This window comes from Shewanella sp. SG41-3, assembly GCF_014164545.1.
In the GTDB taxonomy this organism is placed as follows: Bacteria; Pseudomonadota; Gammaproteobacteria; order Enterobacterales; family Shewanellaceae; genus Shewanella; species Shewanella vesiculosa.
On record NZ_JACJFJ010000008.1, the window covers coordinates 210,992 to 227,870 of the forward strand.

General features: G+C 42.7%; 13 protein-coding genes. 6 read left to right on the top strand and 7 right to left on the bottom strand.

The features are described 5' to 3' along the window. Nucleotides 1-154: 154 nt before the first annotated feature. From H5164_RS16215 to H5164_RS16230, 4 genes are all read right to left on the bottom strand, one after another. A complete protein-coding gene (locus tag H5164_RS16215; RefSeq protein WP_182757091.1) occupies nucleotides 155-1,519 on the bottom strand; it encodes a TrkH family potassium uptake protein in 1,365 nt (454 codons plus the stop codon). A 1-nt stretch (nucleotide 1,520) separates the two neighbouring features. Next, the gene (locus tag H5164_RS16220; protein WP_124016106.1) at nucleotides 1,521-2,174 is read right to left on the bottom strand and encodes a TrkA family potassium uptake protein; all 654 of its coding nucleotides are present in this window, start codon (nucleotides 2,172-2,174) and stop codon (nucleotides 1,521-1,523) included. 70 nt (nucleotides 2,175-2,244) lie between these two features. Continuing rightward, the gene (locus H5164_RS16225) at nucleotides 2,245-2,943 is read right to left on the bottom strand and encodes a response regulator transcription factor (protein WP_182757092.1); all 699 of its coding nucleotides are present in this window, start codon (nucleotides 2,941-2,943) and stop codon (nucleotides 2,245-2,247) included. Then, entirely contained in the window at nucleotides 2,944-3,975 is a 1,032-nt protein-coding gene (locus tag H5164_RS16230) for an ATP-binding protein (RefSeq protein ID WP_182757093.1), read from the bottom strand. Between the two features lie 212 nt (nucleotides 3,976-4,187). On the opposite strand from H5164_RS16230, the gene H5164_RS16235 reads away from it, so the two are divergent. The 5 genes from H5164_RS16235 to H5164_RS16255 all read left to right on the top strand — a co-directional run bounded on the left by H5164_RS16235 (nucleotide 4,188) and on the right by H5164_RS16255 (nucleotide 12,860). Then, nucleotides 4,188-5,075, top strand: a complete 888-nt coding sequence (locus H5164_RS16235) for a LysR family transcriptional regulator (protein ID WP_182757094.1) — start codon at nucleotides 4,188-4,190, stop codon at nucleotides 5,073-5,075. A 420-nt stretch (nucleotides 5,076-5,495) separates the two neighbouring features. Continuing rightward, a complete protein-coding gene (locus tag H5164_RS16240) occupies nucleotides 5,496-6,590 on the top strand; it encodes an NADH:flavin oxidoreductase/NADH oxidase (RefSeq protein ID WP_182757095.1) in 1,095 nt (364 codons plus the stop codon). 53 nt (nucleotides 6,591-6,643) lie between these two features. Continuing rightward, nucleotides 6,644-7,180, top strand: coding sequence for an MFS transporter (locus tag H5164_RS16245; RefSeq protein ID WP_182757096.1), 537 nt, complete (start codon nucleotides 6,644-6,646; stop codon nucleotides 7,178-7,180). Nucleotides 7,181-7,725: 545 nt separating this feature from the next. Beyond that, complete coding sequence (locus H5164_RS16250) at nucleotides 7,726-10,305, top strand: chemotaxis protein CheB (RefSeq protein ID WP_220492724.1); 2,580 nt, start codon at nucleotides 7,726-7,728, stop codon at nucleotides 10,303-10,305. After that, entirely contained in the window at nucleotides 10,302-12,860 is a 2,559-nt protein-coding gene (locus tag H5164_RS16255) for an EAL domain-containing protein (protein WP_182757097.1), read from the top strand. The genes H5164_RS16250 and H5164_RS16255 overlap by 4 nt, the downstream gene beginning before the upstream one ends. A 14-nt stretch (nucleotides 12,861-12,874) precedes the next feature. Here H5164_RS16255 and H5164_RS16260 read toward each other — a convergent pair whose 3' ends face one another. The 3 genes from H5164_RS16260 to H5164_RS16270 all read right to left on the bottom strand — a co-directional run bounded on the left by H5164_RS16260 (nucleotide 12,875) and on the right by H5164_RS16270 (nucleotide 15,521). Continuing rightward, complete coding sequence (locus H5164_RS16260) at nucleotides 12,875-13,477, bottom strand: YgjP-like metallopeptidase domain-containing protein (protein WP_259395322.1); 603 nt, start codon at nucleotides 13,475-13,477, stop codon at nucleotides 12,875-12,877. A 119-nt stretch (nucleotides 13,478-13,596) separates the two neighbouring features. Then, on the bottom strand, nucleotides 13,597-14,034 hold the full coding sequence (locus H5164_RS16265; protein WP_124016100.1) for a DUF3010 family protein: 438 nt from the start codon (nucleotides 14,032-14,034) through the stop codon (nucleotides 13,597-13,599). A gap of 131 nt (nucleotides 14,035-14,165) precedes the next feature. After that, nucleotides 14,166-15,521, bottom strand: coding sequence for a DEAD/DEAH box helicase (locus H5164_RS16270; RefSeq protein ID WP_182757098.1), 1,356 nt, complete (start codon nucleotides 15,519-15,521; stop codon nucleotides 14,166-14,168). A gap of 183 nt (nucleotides 15,522-15,704) precedes the next feature. Here H5164_RS16270 and rssA point away from each other — a divergent pair, with 183 nt between their 5' ends. Further along, nucleotides 15,705-16,643: a patatin-like phospholipase RssA gene (gene rssA / locus H5164_RS16275; RefSeq protein WP_124016098.1), complete on the top strand. Its 939-nt coding sequence runs from the start codon at nucleotides 15,705-15,707 to the stop codon at nucleotides 16,641-16,643. The last annotated feature ends 236 nt before the right edge of the window (nucleotides 16,644-16,879 follow it).

Genomic DNA, 16,879 nt, shown 5'->3' on the forward strand with positions numbered 1-16,879 from the left:
CTCTTAACTATTCGTTACACATAGAAAATTTAACCTGAAACTCACGAATTAACATTAATGTTCCAACTCGGAAATGTCCAAAAGTGAGTTTGAAAGTGATCAAACTTTATAATCAAAAAATGATATTCGGTTGTCTAATCTTTGTTGATATAAGTTATCCAATAGCCAGTTTGGTTGATGGATAACGCAGCTTGGTAGTCCGAGGGCTCGCGAGGAAATAGGCCAATGTTAATGGTCCTAAGCGTCCCATAAACATCAGGAAGATAATGATAAGTTCGCCAGCGCTAGACAGATTGGCAGTTAAACCTCTTGATAAGCCAACTGTACCTAGGGCTGAGATTGCCTCAAAAATGATATCCAACATGGGGGCTTTCTCACTGAGTAACAGAGAAAATATGGCTAAACAACTGACTCCGATAGACATGATGGTTAACGCAAACGCTTTGCTGACGGTTTCTTTTGGAATTTCACGTTTAAACACGTAAACCGCTTCATCACGTCTAAAATAGGAGTAAGTGGCTAATATTAAAATCATAAATGTCACTACTTTTATGCCACTTGCGGTACTCATCGAGCCGCCACCGATAAACATTAACATCAACATGACTGCCGTAGTTGCATCTTCAAGTTGATCAATCGCCAGTGTATTAAAGCCCGCAGTTCTGGGGGTTAATGCTTGAAACCAAGACGCTAACCATTTTCCTGACTCGCTCAGTGGCGCTAATGTATTTGGGTTATCATATTCAATAAGGTAAATCAGGATAACAGCGATTGCGTTAATTAAGATGGTTCCCAAGATCATCATTCTGCTATAGACAGTTAAACGCGCCCATTTTCGATTTCGATTAAGATCAATCCAAACAGAAAATCCTAGTCCGCCAATAACAAACAGCGACGTAATCGTTATATTCACCACTACATCATCAACGTAAGGCATCAAGCTGTCCGCACTGAGTGCAAAACCAGCATTGTTAAATGCACTTATAGTATAAAAAAAGCCATGAAATAGGCTTTTTTCCCAACCTAATTCATTACGCCAATACAGGGTCAAAATCAGCATACCAATGCATTCAACAATGAGCGCAAAAATGATCACTGATTTCGCTGTTGAAACTAAGGTTGACGAGTCGGTTTGATTAAATGCTTCTCGTGCGACAGTACTTTGTAAAAAGCCAATCTTACCCCCTAATGCGATTAAGGTCACAATGGCAAACGTCATCAAACCCAAACCACCACATTGAATTAATATGGCAATAACAATCTGACCAAAAGGCGTGAAAGCCGTGCCAGTATCAACAACGACTAATCCTGTTACCGTTACCGCTGAGGTGGCAGTGAAGATACTTTTAAGCCAGCTTATTGGGACATAAGTGGCTATCGGTAATTTTAATAACACTGACCCGAGCAAGATTAATACGACAAAGCTGCCACATAAGATAAGCGGCGGTGCTGCAAATAATTTCTTACCCGCTTTGGGTTTTCGCTCAATAGGCGTGATAGAGGGATGCCATAAAATCATGTTATACCAGCCTGGGCGCAACGTATTTTAATTGAGCACGCGTGCCACACAGCAGTAAGATGTCATTAGCCTGTAATACAAATAAAGGCTCGAGCTGAGAGAAAATAGTTTCCTCCCGTTTAACCATTATTGGCTTAATGGTGTTTTTTACGTCGCCTAATACTTGCGATAATGTCTGACCGTTGAGGATCTGTTTTATATGGATCTCCACAACATAAATGCCATGACCAATGGCAAGATAATTATTCACCATAGGATAATTGAGTGACTGAGCCACTCGAATGCCCATTTCATCTTCGGGATGAATGATCCTTTGTACCCCGAGTTTAGACACAATAGTATGATGGGCTTTGGTACTGGCTTTTACCCAAATATTTTTAACACCAATATTTTTAAGGGCCAGAGTACAGAGCAAACTTGATTGCATGTCCTCTCCAATTGCCACCAACACCGCCTCACTCGTACACAGATTAAGCTCCCTCAAAACGCTCTCATCAGAAGAGTCGCATATAACCGACTCGGTTAGATCTTCTGCGTATTTCTCGACAATTTTAGGGTCAAGATCCACGCCTGTTACCGTGTGCCCTAAATGGATCAGCTCTAAAGAAGCTGACACTCCAAAACGGCCTAAGCCAATTACTGTAAAATGTGCCATTTATGACCTGTATTTTTGTTGATAAAAAGAAAACGAAATAGCCTGATCGATAACTTGATATACCGAGCGATCACTGATCATCAGGATCCGCCGCTATATTTAATCGATAACCTAATCCGGCTTCGGTTTTGATAAATGGTTGCTCAGCAGTGTTATTGAGTTTTTTACGTAATTGGCTAACCATAATTCTCAGATAATGAGTGTCCTCCTGATGACTCGGTCCCCAAATCCGTTTGAGCAGGACTTCTTGCTTAACCAGATTTCCCGGCTGAGCCAGTAAGAGCTCAATAAAGGCGAACTCTTTTTTTGTTAGCGCTAATTCATTACCATTAAGCCAGAACTGATGGGTACTTTTTTGTAAGCTTAATACCCCATGTTTGATTACATCCGTGACAGGCTCATTGATGACTAAATCTCTCACTAATACCTTAATACGTGCGATTAACTCTCTTACACCAAAGGGTTTGATCAGATAATCGTTTGCTCCAGCCTCTAATAAGCGGATTTTTTCGTCTTCCTGATCTCTTGCTGTCAAAATAAGCACAGGTGTTTTGCTGCTGTGGCGGACATAGTTAAGGAAATCTATGCCATCTCCATCAGGTAAACCTAAGTCTAAAATAATCACTTCAGGACGCTGTTGATTGAATATAGTTTTAGCTTCTTCAATAGACTGCGCACCAACATAGCAATAACCTTCAGCCGTTAACGAAATACGAATAAAGGTATGAATTTGCGGTTCATCATCAACGACCAGTATTTTATAAGTCATTTATGCCTCAGGTTTACTTATGGGGAGCGCAATGCGGATTAAACAGCCTTGCTCAACAGGGATGAATGAAATATGGCCTTGATGCGCGGCAATTATGCCTTTTGAAACGGCAAGTCCAATACCCGATCCACTGCCAGAGTCACTAGGTTGGTGATCGTGGCTTGAATAAAAAAGCTCAAATATATTGTCTGCGTATTTTGGATCAATGCCTTGGCCATAATCTTGGACATCAATATGAACATAATCTTGGGCGCAATAAAGACTGATACTGACAGGTTTATTTTTCGGGGAATATCGGAGAGCATTATCAACAACATTAAATATCGCCTGCTCAATCAATGAGCTACTAATGTATAACTGCGAAACCTTTTCTGTGTTCAAGGCAATTCGGTTCGAGCCATCGCTAAAACGTTCAACAACACGATCAATCACACTAACAATAGACACAGGCAGTTTTTTAAACGTTAATGTTCCATGCTGCATCCTGGTTGCTTGCAGTAAGTTTTCAATGTATTGATGTAATCGATGACTTTCAGCTGTTGCACTATCGAGCAACTCCTGCTTTTCAAACTCGCTAAGTTTAGCCATGTATTCTTTGAGTGTCGTTAATGTGCCAATAATGGTCGCCAGTGGCGTTCTCAGATCGTGAGACACAGACAACAAGATACTATTTCTAAGTTGCGCCTGCTTTAATTCATGCTGTTGACGACGGTAATGTTGCGCCAGTTTGCTGGTAGCAAATGCCACAAAAATAAACACCAGTAAATTCATGATGTCGTTAATGTTGAACATTTGTAGTGAATAACGCGGCGTGGTGAACAAAAAATTGAAGCTTAATGCTTCAATGATGGCAGAAAAATAGGCAAGCTTGATGCTACATTGCAACGCGATAACCACGATGGCCAATTGTAATAGCAATAATATTACAGCTGGTGAACCCCATATATAATCGATAATCCAGGTACTTGTTAATACCAAAAATAGCACTACAAAACTAAAAATATAGCGAGTTGAAATTAAATTTGCCCACATAATGCTGTTTATCACTTAAAATTCAGTGAAGTAACAATATCAAATGACAAGCAGTATATCGCGTAAAAAAACCGTAAAATTATCAATTGTACTGAATACAATAGAGCAGTAGGCTACACTGCAAAATAGCGTGTAACGGCTATTTTTATCGTGGTGATAACCTAAGTCGCGTTGAATAAGTTAGAAACCACAATGAGGTAGTACGATCATAGATGGATAAATTACTGGCGTTGAAAATGTTTGTTGAGACAGTTGATGCGAAGGGATTTTCATCGGCGGCTCGCAATCTTTCGGTGGCTACGTCATCGGTAACCCGCATGGTCGATTCGCTTGAATCTGAGCTCGGTACCGTGCTGTTAAACCGTTCAACTCGTCAAATTACTGTGTCTGATGCGGGCATGGCTTATTACATGAGTGCGAGGAAAATTCTCGACAGTGTGTTAGATGCAGATGAACAAATAAAAGACAGCCAAGATGAGGCATCAGGTCCACTGCGCGTGACAGTGCCAACAACATTTGGCAGTTTTGTTATTGCACCACACATTGGCCGTTTTTTGCATCAATACCCCAAATTAGATTTGGATTTGCAGCTCAGTGATGACATTACTGATTTATTTACCCAGCGCATCGATCTCTCCATCAGGTTGGGCTCTGCTGCACCGACCGAAGAATTAATCAGTCGACCCCTAGGTCAGTTTCGACGGCTAGTGGTTGCCAGTCCAGAGTACATAAAACAATATGGCCTGCCACAGCAACCAGCAGATTTGTTACATCACCTATGTTTGCGCTTTAGTAGTCAGCTGGTCTGGACGTTTTTGTCTGAAGACGAAGAGCAACGGATCCCTATTAAAGGTAAGCTAAAGACCAATAATGTCGAAGTGATCAGAGAAGTGGTGTTATCAGGCCATGGTATTGCTTTATTACCAGATTGGTTAATTCAACAAGACATTAATAGTGGTCAAATGATCAGTTTACTGACGTCATATCAAGTTAATCCCAACAGTTCCAGTGCAGCAATTTCGGCCTTATATTTACCTAATCATCGTGGTTCGAGAAGGGTTAATGCGTTTATCGATTTTATTAGAGAGATAGTTACATAATCAGTGATTAACTCACAGGTTCATAAACTGATATACGTTACGGGTGAGTGTTGCAAAATAAGCAATAGTGTTTTGCGTCCAGTCGATATTCTGCTGTGATAGTTATTCCTTTATCATGTCTGATTAAAATCATCACTACGCTTGAGCTCTCGTCTCTGGGTAATAATCTCTTCGTTAGCGTGATTATTACCAGCTAAGCTATGGCACAATTTTACGTATCTACCTAAGCCACTTGAAACAATTTTATCAACGGGTTAACAGTATTTAGCTGATTGTTGATAAATAGGCTAATGGTGTAGTGAGGAAAAATAAGACTAAACCTAAGTCGTTTAGATCTATTGTTACCACGAATATATATTTACTACTGACGCCGATCCATGAGTCACCTGTGTCACCTTATACCAACAAGGAAACCTTTTTATGAGTCATTTGTTTGAATCCCTGAAAATGGGTCAGTTAACTTTGGAAAACCGGGTCATTATTGCGCCAATGTGTCAGTATTCAGCAGATGAAGGCGCCGCAACGGATTGGCATACTTTGCATTGGGGACGATTTGCATTATCTGGTGCAGGATTTTTCATTCTTGAAGCCACGGCGGTCAATCCTACTGGGCGTATTACCTATGCCGATTTGGGATTATGGGACGATAGAACAGAGCAGGCAATCGCTAAATCATTGGCTGTTGCTCGCCGTTATTCCACTATGCCCATTGCCATTCAGTTGTCACATGCTGGCCGTAAGGCATCAACTCAAAAACCATGGGATGGTGGCAATATTATCGCTGCTGATCAACCGAACGGATGGCGACCCGTTGCCCCCTCACCAATACCGTTTACCCTTGATGGACCGCGACCAGAAGCTGCTAGTATTATCGATATTGGTCATATTGTGGCAGATTTTGCCGCAGCGGCTAAACGTGCAGAGCGATTAGGCATTGATGCCATCGAAGTGCATGCTGCCCATGGATATTTAATTCATCAATTTTTATCTCCATTGTCGAATCAGCGTGATGACCAATACGGTGGAAGCATTGAGAACCGTATGCGTTTATTGCTCGAGATCATTTATGCCATCCGCGCTGCAGTATCCGATAAGATCACGCTTGGAGTGCGTATTTCAGCTACCGATTGGGTCGATGGTGGCTGGGATCTTGAGCAAAGTATTATATTAGCCAAAGCCCTTACCGTTAAGGGTTGTCAGTTTATTCATGTCAGCACAGCAGGATTAAGTCCTCAACAACAGATCCCCGTTGCACCAGAGTTTCAGGTGCCATTTGCTGACGCCATAAAACACGCTGTTGATATCCCGGTTATTGCGGTGGGCTTAATAGACAAGCCAAAGGCGGCCGATGAGATCATCGCCACTGGCAAGGCCGATGCCGTGGCATTAGCTCGAGGGATCCTTTACAACCCACATTGGGTTTGGCATGCGGCCGCTGAATTAGGGGCGCAAGTGACTGCACCACCGCAGTATCTTCGCTCGTCACCTCATGGTATGCCTTCGCCCATTAAGTAGTGTCATTTAAGCGCTATCCCTTATTACGCCAGCGTGCTTTGTATCAAGGGTTAATGTTTGCATCATTCAGCTTGTTTTGGACCGCTGCGCCATTACTGTTGTCATCTGTCTACGGGTTAAGCCAAACGCAAATTGCGTTGTTTGCATTAGTTGGTGCAATAGGTGCTGTTGCTGCGCCTATTGCAGGACGAATGGCGGATGCGGGGCACACCGAAAAAATGTCAAAGTTTGCCATGGTGTTAGCCGTGATTAGTTTTGTTCCGGGGTTTTTTAACCTGCCGTATGGTGTGATATTTCTGGCGCTAACCGGCGTATTACTCGACTTTGCCGTGCAAATGAATATGGTGCTAGGTCAGCGAGCCGTCTACACACTTGATCCACACAGTCGTGGTCGTTTGAATGCACTATATATGACGAGTATTTTTATTGGTGGCGCCCTTGGTTCTATATTGGCCAGTGTTGTGTATGCCCATGGTGGTTGGATTTACGTCGCGGCAATTGGCTGTGCTTTGCCATTGTTGGCACTCATCCTATTTATGAGAATATCAGCGCTAAGTAGTTCAAATAGTCAAAAACAGGTGCATGTCTAAGTTCATATAACCAAGAGGGGGATACACCAACCGTTTTCCCTCAAACTCAGGCATCTTTACCCCCTCACTGTTATGTCTCAAAGCTTGTTTAGAGCATCAATTAAATACAATCAATTGCTGCGGCAGAGTGTAATAAATATATACCTAAGTATTTATAAATTTGATTTTTAAATGAATTTAATGGATGGATCCTGAAGGTTTACTGTTTTCGACCGCCTCAGAGATATGGCCTCAATCACTTAGCTCTGTAGCTTTTATCCGTTTTCGGTACTCATAACCTTAAGAAAAAAATCGCAAACGGTGTTCAATTTATTTGACCGCTAAAAGTACAAGCTAAGCACTTTTAAAAATAAACCGCCTCACCGTTTCACGCACAAACTTAGACGCTTTTTATCAACAAACAAAGGTCTGCGTTAATAAAGTCACTCATATTTAGGCCAAAGGTAGGCTTAATGGATAAATTACTGTCCCGCAGTGATTGAGTTGACATACTTGTCTGATTAATTCGTCTACAATCAATGCATGCATAATAAAAAGCTCACCCAATGAAAAACCAAAGTAAAACATTGACTAAGCCACTTAAGGATTACAGTAGGTTGGCTGTGGTGAATACACCTATCATTGTGGGTATTGGAGCTTCAGCTGGTGGCTTGGAAGCATTGGCAGATTTTTTTTCCCATGTATTAACTCCTAGCAGCATTGCATTTGTTGTTATTCAACACCTTGACCCAACTCGCAAAAGCATTATGCCTGAGCTTTTGCAACGCACCACCTTAATGAAAGTCACCCAAGCCAGCAATGGGATGGAAGTTAAGCCGAACTGTGTATATGTGATACCACCTAATAAAGATTTATCTATGCTTCACGGATCGCTATTTCTACTTGATCCAACCGCCAGTCGCGGATTGCGTTTACCGATTGATTTCTTTTTTCGGGCCTTGGCTAATGATCAGAATGAGCGGGCTGTAGGGGTTATTTTGTCTGGTATGGGGTCTGATGGCACCCTAGGTTTACGCGCCATTAAAGAAAATGCTGGGGTGTCTGTGGTGCAGTCACCTGAGTTTGCCAAATTTGATTCAATGCCTTATAGCGCGATTAATACTGGACTGGCTGACATCGTTGCTCCTGCTGAAGCTTTACCAGAACAGATTATCGCTTTTCTCAAACATAGCCCTCGCGGTGTACCAAACGATTTTGAATCGAGTGCGGAGCTCATGTCAACAAGCGCGCTTGAGCGGATCATTATTATCTTACGTGGACGCAGTGGCAATGACTTTTCATTGTACAAGAAAAATACTATCTATCGTCGTATAGAAAGACGTATGGATTTGCATCAGCTTAAAAACATTGTACTCTACGCGCACTATTTGCGTGATAATCCGCAAGAGCAAGACCTGCTGTTCAAAGAAATATTGATAGGCGTTACTCATTTTTTTCGAGACCAAAAAGTGTGGGCGCAGCTTAAGCGCGTCTCACTTCCTGCACTGTTAGCCCATTATCCACAAGGTAAACAACTTAGAGCATGGGTAACGGCTTGTTCTACCGGCGAGGAGGCTTACTCGCTTGCGATGACGATTATGGATGTATTGGATGACGTTAAGCCAAAAGGGCATTTCACACTACAGGTATTTGCAACTGATCTTGGTGAGGATGCCATCAATGTTGCACGAAAAGGTTATTACCCAGCAAGTATTGAGGCTGATGTCTCGCCAGAGCAATTGAATCGATACTTCATTAAAGATGGAAGTGGTTATCGCATCAATAAGCGCATTCGAGACATGGTCATTTTTGCGCCACAAAATATCATCATGGATCCACCGTTCACTAAGTTAGATATTGTTACCTGTCGTAATCTGCTGATTTATTTGGGACCGGAATTACAAAAAAAGTTAATCCCCTTGTTCCACTACTCATTAACTTCTCAAGGTATGTTAATTTTGGGAAGTGCTGAAACCATTGGTCATTACACTTCGTTGTTCTCAGAGCTCAAAGAAAATACACGCATATACACCCGCATTGATGGCCCTGCACCGCAGACGGAAGTCGACTTTTTACCCAGGATATTTCCGATTATATCTTTGGTAGAAAGTGAACCTGAGAGAACCAGTAAGATGACTACAACGATTACTAATCTACAAATCCAGGCAGATCAACTTCTCCTACAGCACTTTTCTCCAGCAGCGGTTTTGGTTAATGCGGCAGGTGACATTATTTATATTAATGGCCGCACTGGAAAATATTTAGAACCCGCGGCAGGAAAAGCCAACTGGAATATTCATGTGATGGTGCGTGAAGAACTGCAATATCAACTTGATCTGGCTATGAAGAATGCCCAGATGCAAGTCGATCCCGTAATCATTAAAAACCTAAGCATAGACACATGTACGATCAATTTGACCGTACAAGCTATTTCTAAACCAAAAGCTTTGCTCGGCTTGATGATGGTGGTCTTTACTGAGGTGGCGACACCGCCCCCATATCCGCGTAGAAAAAGCGATTCACTAGCCAAAGAAACTCAGGCCGAACTGCAACAGGCCTATGACGAAATACAATCGCTTCGCGAACAAATGCAATCTTCTCAAGAAGAGCTAAGGTCTGCCAATGAAGAGCTGCAATCTGCCAATGAGGAATTGCAATCCACCAATGAAGAATTGACCACATCCAAAGAAGAGATGCAGTCAATGAATGAAGAATTGCAAACCGTCAATAATGAGCTGCAATCAAAAGTGGATGATTTGTCATGGGTCAATAACGACATGAAAAATCTGCTTAATAGTACTCAAATTGCCACCATTTTTCTGGATAATGAACTGCATGTTCGCCGCTTCACTAACTATGCGACGCATTTATTTAAGCTTATCCAAAGTGATGTGGGCCGTGCGTTGTCTGATATCGTTACGGAATTAGATTATGTCCTGCTACAAGAGGATTCAAAGGAAGTATTGAAGACGCTTATCTTCATCGAAAAAGAAATAACCGCTAAAAACCAACGCTGGTTCAAAGTCCGTATCATGCCTTACCGTACCCAAGATGATGTAATTGATGGTGTGGTGATCACCTTTACCGATATCAGTGAAGCCAAGCTGCTTGAATCAGAGTTACGTAAGATCAGGCCTAGCTTATGAAGACTACTCCTAAGTCAGCCAAGCCGTCTACCAAAGTGCTACGTGAGCGTGCGGAAGCTAAACTGAAAAAACAAACTAGTGATACGCAATCTCCTTCTAGTGACTATGAAGCCAAAAAGATGCTCCATGAGTTGCAGGTTCATCAGATTGAATTGGAAATGCAAAATGAGGAGTTAAAGCAAGCTCGGATAACAGAACGGTTATATTATCGTTACACCGAGTTATTTGAATTTGCTCCGATTGCTTACTTTGTATTTGATCTCAATGGCATGATTAGTCAAGTCAATTTACGAGGTGCCAGCCTATTGGGTATTGATCGTGATCACTTAGTCGGCAAACCGTTTTCACACTATGTCACAGCACAATATCGGGAAATTTTTAAACGTTGCTTAGGAAAAGCCTTTAGCGGTAGTGGTATTCAATCTTGCGAAGTATTAGGCCAAGTGAGTAATAATACGCTTTGGCTCGATATTGAGGCTAATCTCGGTATCACAGGCACAGACTGTCTTGCCGCTATGATTGACATCAGTGATAGAAAACAAGCTGAAGATAGTCAAAACCGAGCTAACATAGAGCTGGCCTTTCAAAACCAAGAGAAAGATAAGCGGGCAGACGAGTTGGTTCTGGCCAACGCAGACAAAGAACAGCGCGCCAACGAATTAGCCCTTGCTAACATAGAGCTGGCTTTTCAAAACCAAGAGAAAGATAAGCGGGCAGACGAGTTGGTTCTGGCCAATGCAGACAAAGAGCAACGTGCTAATGAATTAGCCCTTGCTAACATAGAGCTGGCTTTTCAAAACCAAGAGAAAGATAAGCGGGCAGACGAGTTAGTTCTGGCCAACGCAGAGAAAGAGCAGCGCGTAAAACAATTAGCCCTTGCCGCCAAGGTATTCACTCATGCCCGTGAAAGCATTATGATCACGGATGCTGAAGGTCTTATTATCGAAGTCAATAAGACCTTCAGTGACATCACAGGTTACAGCCGTGAAGAGGCCATAGGGAAAACCCCTCGTATTCTCAAGTCAGAACGTCAATCACCAGAGTTCTATGTTGATATGTGGCAAGCCATCGTCAACGAAGGATACTGGTATGGCGAAATTTGGAATCACCGTAAAAATAATGAAGTGTATGCAGTAATGCAGACCATCAGTGCAGTTCGTGATGTAAACGGTATAACGACCCATTATGTCTCTTTAGCGAGCGACATTACGCCGATGAAGCAGCATCAAGAACAATTAGAACGTATTGCGCATTATGATGTACTGACCAATTTGCCCAATCGGGTATTGCTGGCAGACAGATTATCTCAAGCCATGCTGCAGTGCAGTCGGCACGGGCAGTCCTTAGCGGTGGTATTTCTAGATTTAGATGGTTTTAAAACGGTCAACGATGCCTATGGGCATGATATCGGTGATGAACTGCTTATTGCACTATCGATCCGGATGAAAGAGGCGCTTCGCGAAGGTGACAGCTTAAGCCGTATTGGCGGTGATGAATTTGTCGCTGTGTTGGCCGATTTAACCAAAGTTGAAGATTGTGAGCCAGTATTGGAGCGGTTATTATTGGCCGCGTCAGAATCTGTAACCGTTAGTGGTGTGGTACTCAATATATCCGCCAGTATTGGTGTTACGCTTTATCCGCGAGATAATGTAGATGCTGATTTACTGATGAGGCATGCCGACCAAGCTATGTATATGGCTAAAGAATCCGGCAAGAATCGTTATCATTTATTTGATACCGCGCAAGATGATGCCGTTAAAGTGCAACGAGAAAGTCTAGAGGCTATTCGCTATGCTTTAGATCATCATCAGTTTGTCCTCTATTACCAACCTAAAGTTAATATGAAGATAGGTACTGTGGTGGGCGTTGAGGCGCTTATTCGTTGGCAACATCCAGAGCGCGGATTATTAAGTCCAATCGAGTTTTTGCCTGTAATTGAAAATCACACCATGATGATTGAAATAGGTGAATGGGTTATTGATACCGCATTAACACAAATTGGCCAATGGCAAGCTATGGCGCTTGATCTCCCGGTAAGTACTAGTGTTAACATTGCGGCAGTACAATTAATGCAACCTGGCTTCATACAGACGTTAACGGATCTTCTCGCTGCCCACCCCAATGTTGAGCCTCGCTATTTAGAGCTAGAGATGCTGGAAACCAGCGCATTAGAAGATGTTAATCATGTGTCAATTATCATGAATGACTGCATGAGCCTAGGTGTCCATTTTGCTTTAGATGATTTCGGAACTGGCTATTCGTCGCTAACTTACCTTAGGCGCTTGCCTGCCAGTTTGATTAAGATAGATCAGAGCTTTGTCAAAGACATGTTGAGTAATATTGATGATTTCGCCATTGTTGAAGGCGTAATCGCCCTAGCGAAATCATTTAAACGTGACGTGATTGCTGAAGGCGTTGAAACCGTTGAACATGGCACTGCATTATTACAACTAGGCTGTGAATTAGCACAAGGTTATGGCATTGCCAGACCTATGCCTGCCTGTGATATCCCCGCGTGGATGAATAACTGGAAGCCTGATGCGAGTTGGCAATGATTAAAATCCTTCGATTATTTTCCGTAGGGCGATTGGCCAACTTCTTCAGCGACTAACCATACTCGCATATCAAATTCTAATTGATGGTAATCGGCGAGCATAAAAGTACACAGCTGATAAAAAGCTTTGTTGTGTTCTTTTTCGCGCAAGTGGGCCAGTTCGTGCACCACGACCATTTGTAAAAGCTCAAACGGAATATGCTTTAAGTGTGAGGCTATTCTAATCTCATTTTTGGCTTTGACTTTATTGCCTTGACGGCGATTAACATAAGAATGCAAACCTAGCGCGTGATGGCTCAAGCTAATTTTTTCATCAAAAATGACTTTGGCTAATGGGTCTGACTGACGCATGTAGGTGTTTTTTAATGCGATGGCCATATCATATAAGGCTTTGTCTGTACGTACTTGGTGTACTTTGGGGTAGCGGGTTAGAAAGTGATCACCCAATGCATTGGTATCAACCAATTGGCGGATTTTATCAACCACATCAGGCCGATAACCGTTTAGGTAACGTAAAGGGCTCTGTTCACTCTGCTGTTTTTTGATATCTGCGCTAGTGACTAGCAGGCTGAGGTCTGCTTTTGGTTTTAATGACTGGCTCGCCGATTTGACTGGCATTTTAGGCGGGGCTTTGAGCGTTTTAGTTTTAGTGTCTGTCATAAATCAACTGATTAGTTCTGGCGCTACCGCGACCGTTTTTTCGGTATGGGTAACGCCACAATACAACGGTTCTGTGTTTACACTTTACCGAAAATGAGTCGATTATGTTGAACATAAGCAACGTCAAAAGCATTTAACTGGACGCGTTTTAGGTCCAATGAGTCAAAGTCAACTTGTGGTGGGTTGCGCTTTAGTTGCTCTTTAATGGTTAAAGGAGAAATAAGCGAAACCGGAAGGTCCATTAATTGTAGTGTAGCTTCAAGTTTGAAGCTGGTGGCACTACCAGCAAATTTACCTTTTTGCTCACGTTCAATAATGGCGATTTCATCAACTTTATAATCGCTCATTAGTTTTTTAAACGCAAAATCAAATTCACGAATGGATTCAGTGCTAGCTGATTGTGAAATACTGAATGAAACTTTACGACATGCTGGCACGTTAAACGTTTCGCCTTCATAGGTCAGTAAACAGATAATGGCTTCGCCGCCTTTTAATTCCACACCACAAATTTTCATGTTAATCCTTACTGGTTTATTCATACGATAATGCTGTTAGCATGCTCGTTATTGTTCATTTGTTGTAGGGCAGTGTTCTGCCCTACATTGATTATTCTGTCACCGCAGTTTATCAGCGATTGATGTGCCGTTTAGTCTTCTGTTGTTCCGTCGTCTTCAATAATGACAATCGGTTTAACTTTACGGCGCACAGGTGCATCACCCACATCAACCCCGGTAATAAAGCGTTTATCACTTTTAGGGGCTGCTTTAGCTTTTTTCGCCACGCTAGCTCTATTGCTGGTTACGGCGTCTTTTGCACTGGTACCGGCTTTAGCTGCTTGAGGCTTGTCTTTTAGGCCATTAAATTTGGCTTTTAAACCTTCAACCACAGTGAAGTCAAAGTTTTTACGTAAAAATAGTTGGATTTTTTTAAAGCTGTCCCAATCTTTAGGGCCCACAAACGACACAGCATCGCCTTTAGCGCCTGCGCGACCTGTTCGGCCAATACGGTGGACGTACTCTTCTGCAAACTTTGGCATATCAAAGTTAATCACTAAGGAGACGTTGATTAAATCAAGGCCACGTGATGCCACATCGGTAGTCACCAGTATTTGCGATTGGCCTCGAGCAAATTGATCCATAATCTGGTTACGAGCCGATTGCTTCAAATCACCACTGAGCGCTGAGGTCGCAAAACCTTGAGCGGCTAACAGGGTCGCTAAACGGTCTGTATCTGAACGCGTCGCGGTAAATACAATTACTTGCTTATGCTGTTCTTGGCTTAATATATGCTGCAACAAGGCTTGTTTATGGTCTAAATGGTCAACCAAAATAATCCGTTGTTCAATATCTTTGTGTTCACTGTAAGACTCACCAATGGAGACATGGCTTGGGGTTTTCAGTAATGTTGCTGCAATATCACCTATGCTGTCATGATCTAAAGTGGCCGAAAACATTAAGGTTTGGCGACGTTTATGATCGGCGGCATCGTTGATGGCCTTTAATTGCGGTGCAAAACCTAAATCGAGCATGCGGTCTGCTTCGTCTAGCACCAACAATTCTAAGCCGTTTAAATATAAATGGCGTTGTTGTAAGTGATCGGCAATACGCCCTGGTGTGGCAACGATAAAATGCGGATCTCTGGCCAAGGCTTTAGCTTGGTCGTTAAAGTTCTCACCACCAAGTACGCTAATGGCTTTATATTGGGTATTAGCAACTAATAAACGTAATTGGCCATAAACTTGTTGGGCGAGTTCTCGCGTAGGTAACAAAATCAATACCCGCGGATCTTTTTTCGACAATGCTCTGGTGGATATCACTCGCTGCATAGCAGGCAACAAAAACGCTAAGGTTTTACCTGAGCCGGTTTTAGACGATGCCATTAAATCTTTACCTGATAAGGCAATGGGAAGTGCTTGCGCTTGAACATCGGTAGGCGTAGAAATGCCAAGGTGCTTTAAACTGTCAAGCAGGCGCTTGTCCAACGAAAAATCGGTAAATTGCAAAGGTAGATCCCCTAAAAAATGTAAGCCGACGATTATAGCTGTTTCACCTTGCTATAGCCAACAAGAGTCGCTTTAGTTATGCTATTTTTTAGCATTATATTATTGCCTGAGTTCGACGAGGTCATTGGTCGACTAAGCCGAGCTTTATGGTAAAGATGAATACAGAGTATGGAAGGAACAAAGATGACAAAGCTCACCGTGGGATTAGCGCTAGGCAGTGGAGCCGCTAAAGGTTGGGCACATATTGGGGTATTGAATGGATTAGCCAAGTTAGACATTTACCCAGACAAAGTGGCTGGTTGTTCGGTGGGGGCGTTAGTCGGCGCAGCTTATGCCAATGATCATTTGGCTGAGCTTGAAACTTGGGTCAGTGGCTTTTCAAGCTGGGATGTACTTGGCCTAATGGATTTAGGCTGGCGTAAAGGCGGACTTATTAGTGGTGAGAAAGTGTTTGATGTTTTAGCTAACCGTATTGGTGACCTTAATATTGAACAATTGCAGCGCCCGTTTGCTGCGGTGGCGACAGATTTATATTCTGGGCAAGAGATTTGGTTTAAAGAAGGTGACTTGCGCCATGCCGTGCGTGCTTCATGTTCGATGCCTGGATTTTTACCACCCGTGCAGCAAGGTAATCGATGGGTTGTCGATGGTGCAGTCGTCAATCCGGTTCCTGTTTCATTAGCCCGTTCGATGGGCGTTGATGTGGTTATTGCGGTAGATTTAAATGCTCATCGCCGAGGCCAAATGCATTTGATCCCAGAACAAGTAAAAAGCCGCAAAGCCAGTAAGTCAGAACCTATTGAACAAAAGCGTGAGCTTGAAACCGGCTTTATGGATTTATGGGGGAAAGGCAAAGAGTACATGAGTGGCTTAACCGATAAGCTGGCCATGGGCAGCTCAAAATCTCATCCTGGTATGTTGGCGGTGATGTCACAATCCATGGATATTTTAGAACAACGCCATAAACGTTCGCGTTTAATGGGCGAGCCACCTGATATTTGTATTGTGCCCGATGTGGCTGATATTGGCACCATGGAGTTTCATCGCGCCAAAGAAGCCATTGAAGCGGGTGAGCAGGCAGTCAAAGATATTCACCATTTAATTGAAGCAACCTTAAAGTAACACTTAGGCGATGTCGGACTGGTGTATTGACGGCAATATACCCGTTCGCGTCTAAGTGCTTAATGGGTGATTAATCAGTCAGTGCCTGTCAATCGTGGTACCGATATTGGTATCACATGGATGTTCAGCATCAAGGAGAGGGTGCTTATTTATTCTGGGATGCGTTTAATCGGCGCAATCTGTATTAGTTTAACTTATTCAATCTCATGTCGCGCCTCTTCGTCCTGAGTATTCAT

Excerpts from the sequence above, each read along its gene's own strand:
- H5164_RS16260 (WP_259395322.1), bottom strand. The coding sequence starts at position 13,477 with ATGCCAGTCAAATCGGCGAGCCAGTCATTAAAACCAAAAGCAGACCTC.
- H5164_RS16245 (WP_182757096.1), top strand. The coding sequence starts at position 6,644 with ATGTTTGCATCATTCAGCTTGTTTTGGACCGCTGCGCCATTACTGTTG.
- H5164_RS16220 (WP_124016106.1), bottom strand. The coding sequence starts at position 2,174 with ATGGCACATTTTACAGTAATTGGCTTAGGCCGTTTTGGAGTGTCAGCT.
- H5164_RS16215 (WP_182757091.1), bottom strand. The coding sequence starts at position 1,519 with ATGATTTTATGGCATCCCTCTATCACGCCTATTGAGCGAAAACCCAAA.
- H5164_RS16235 (WP_182757094.1), top strand. The coding sequence starts at position 4,188 with ATGGATAAATTACTGGCGTTGAAAATGTTTGTTGAGACAGTTGATGCG.
- H5164_RS16250 (WP_220492724.1), top strand. The coding sequence starts at position 7,726 with ATGAAAAACCAAAGTAAAACATTGACTAAGCCACTTAAGGATTACAGT.
- H5164_RS16230 (WP_182757093.1), bottom strand. The coding sequence starts at position 3,975 with ATGTGGGCAAATTTAATTTCAACTCGCTATATTTTTAGTTTTGTAGTG.
- H5164_RS16265 (WP_124016100.1), bottom strand. The coding sequence starts at position 14,034 with ATGAAAATTTGTGGTGTGGAATTAAAAGGCGGCGAAGCCATTATCTGT.
- H5164_RS16225 (WP_182757092.1), bottom strand. The coding sequence starts at position 2,943 with ATGACTTATAAAATACTGGTCGTTGATGATGAACCGCAAATTCATACC.
- rssA (WP_124016098.1), top strand. The coding sequence starts at position 15,705 with ATGACAAAGCTCACCGTGGGATTAGCGCTAGGCAGTGGAGCCGCTAAA.
- H5164_RS16255 (WP_182757097.1), top strand. The coding sequence starts at position 10,302 with ATGAAGACTACTCCTAAGTCAGCCAAGCCGTCTACCAAAGTGCTACGT.
- H5164_RS16240 (WP_182757095.1), top strand. The coding sequence starts at position 5,496 with ATGAGTCATTTGTTTGAATCCCTGAAAATGGGTCAGTTAACTTTGGAA.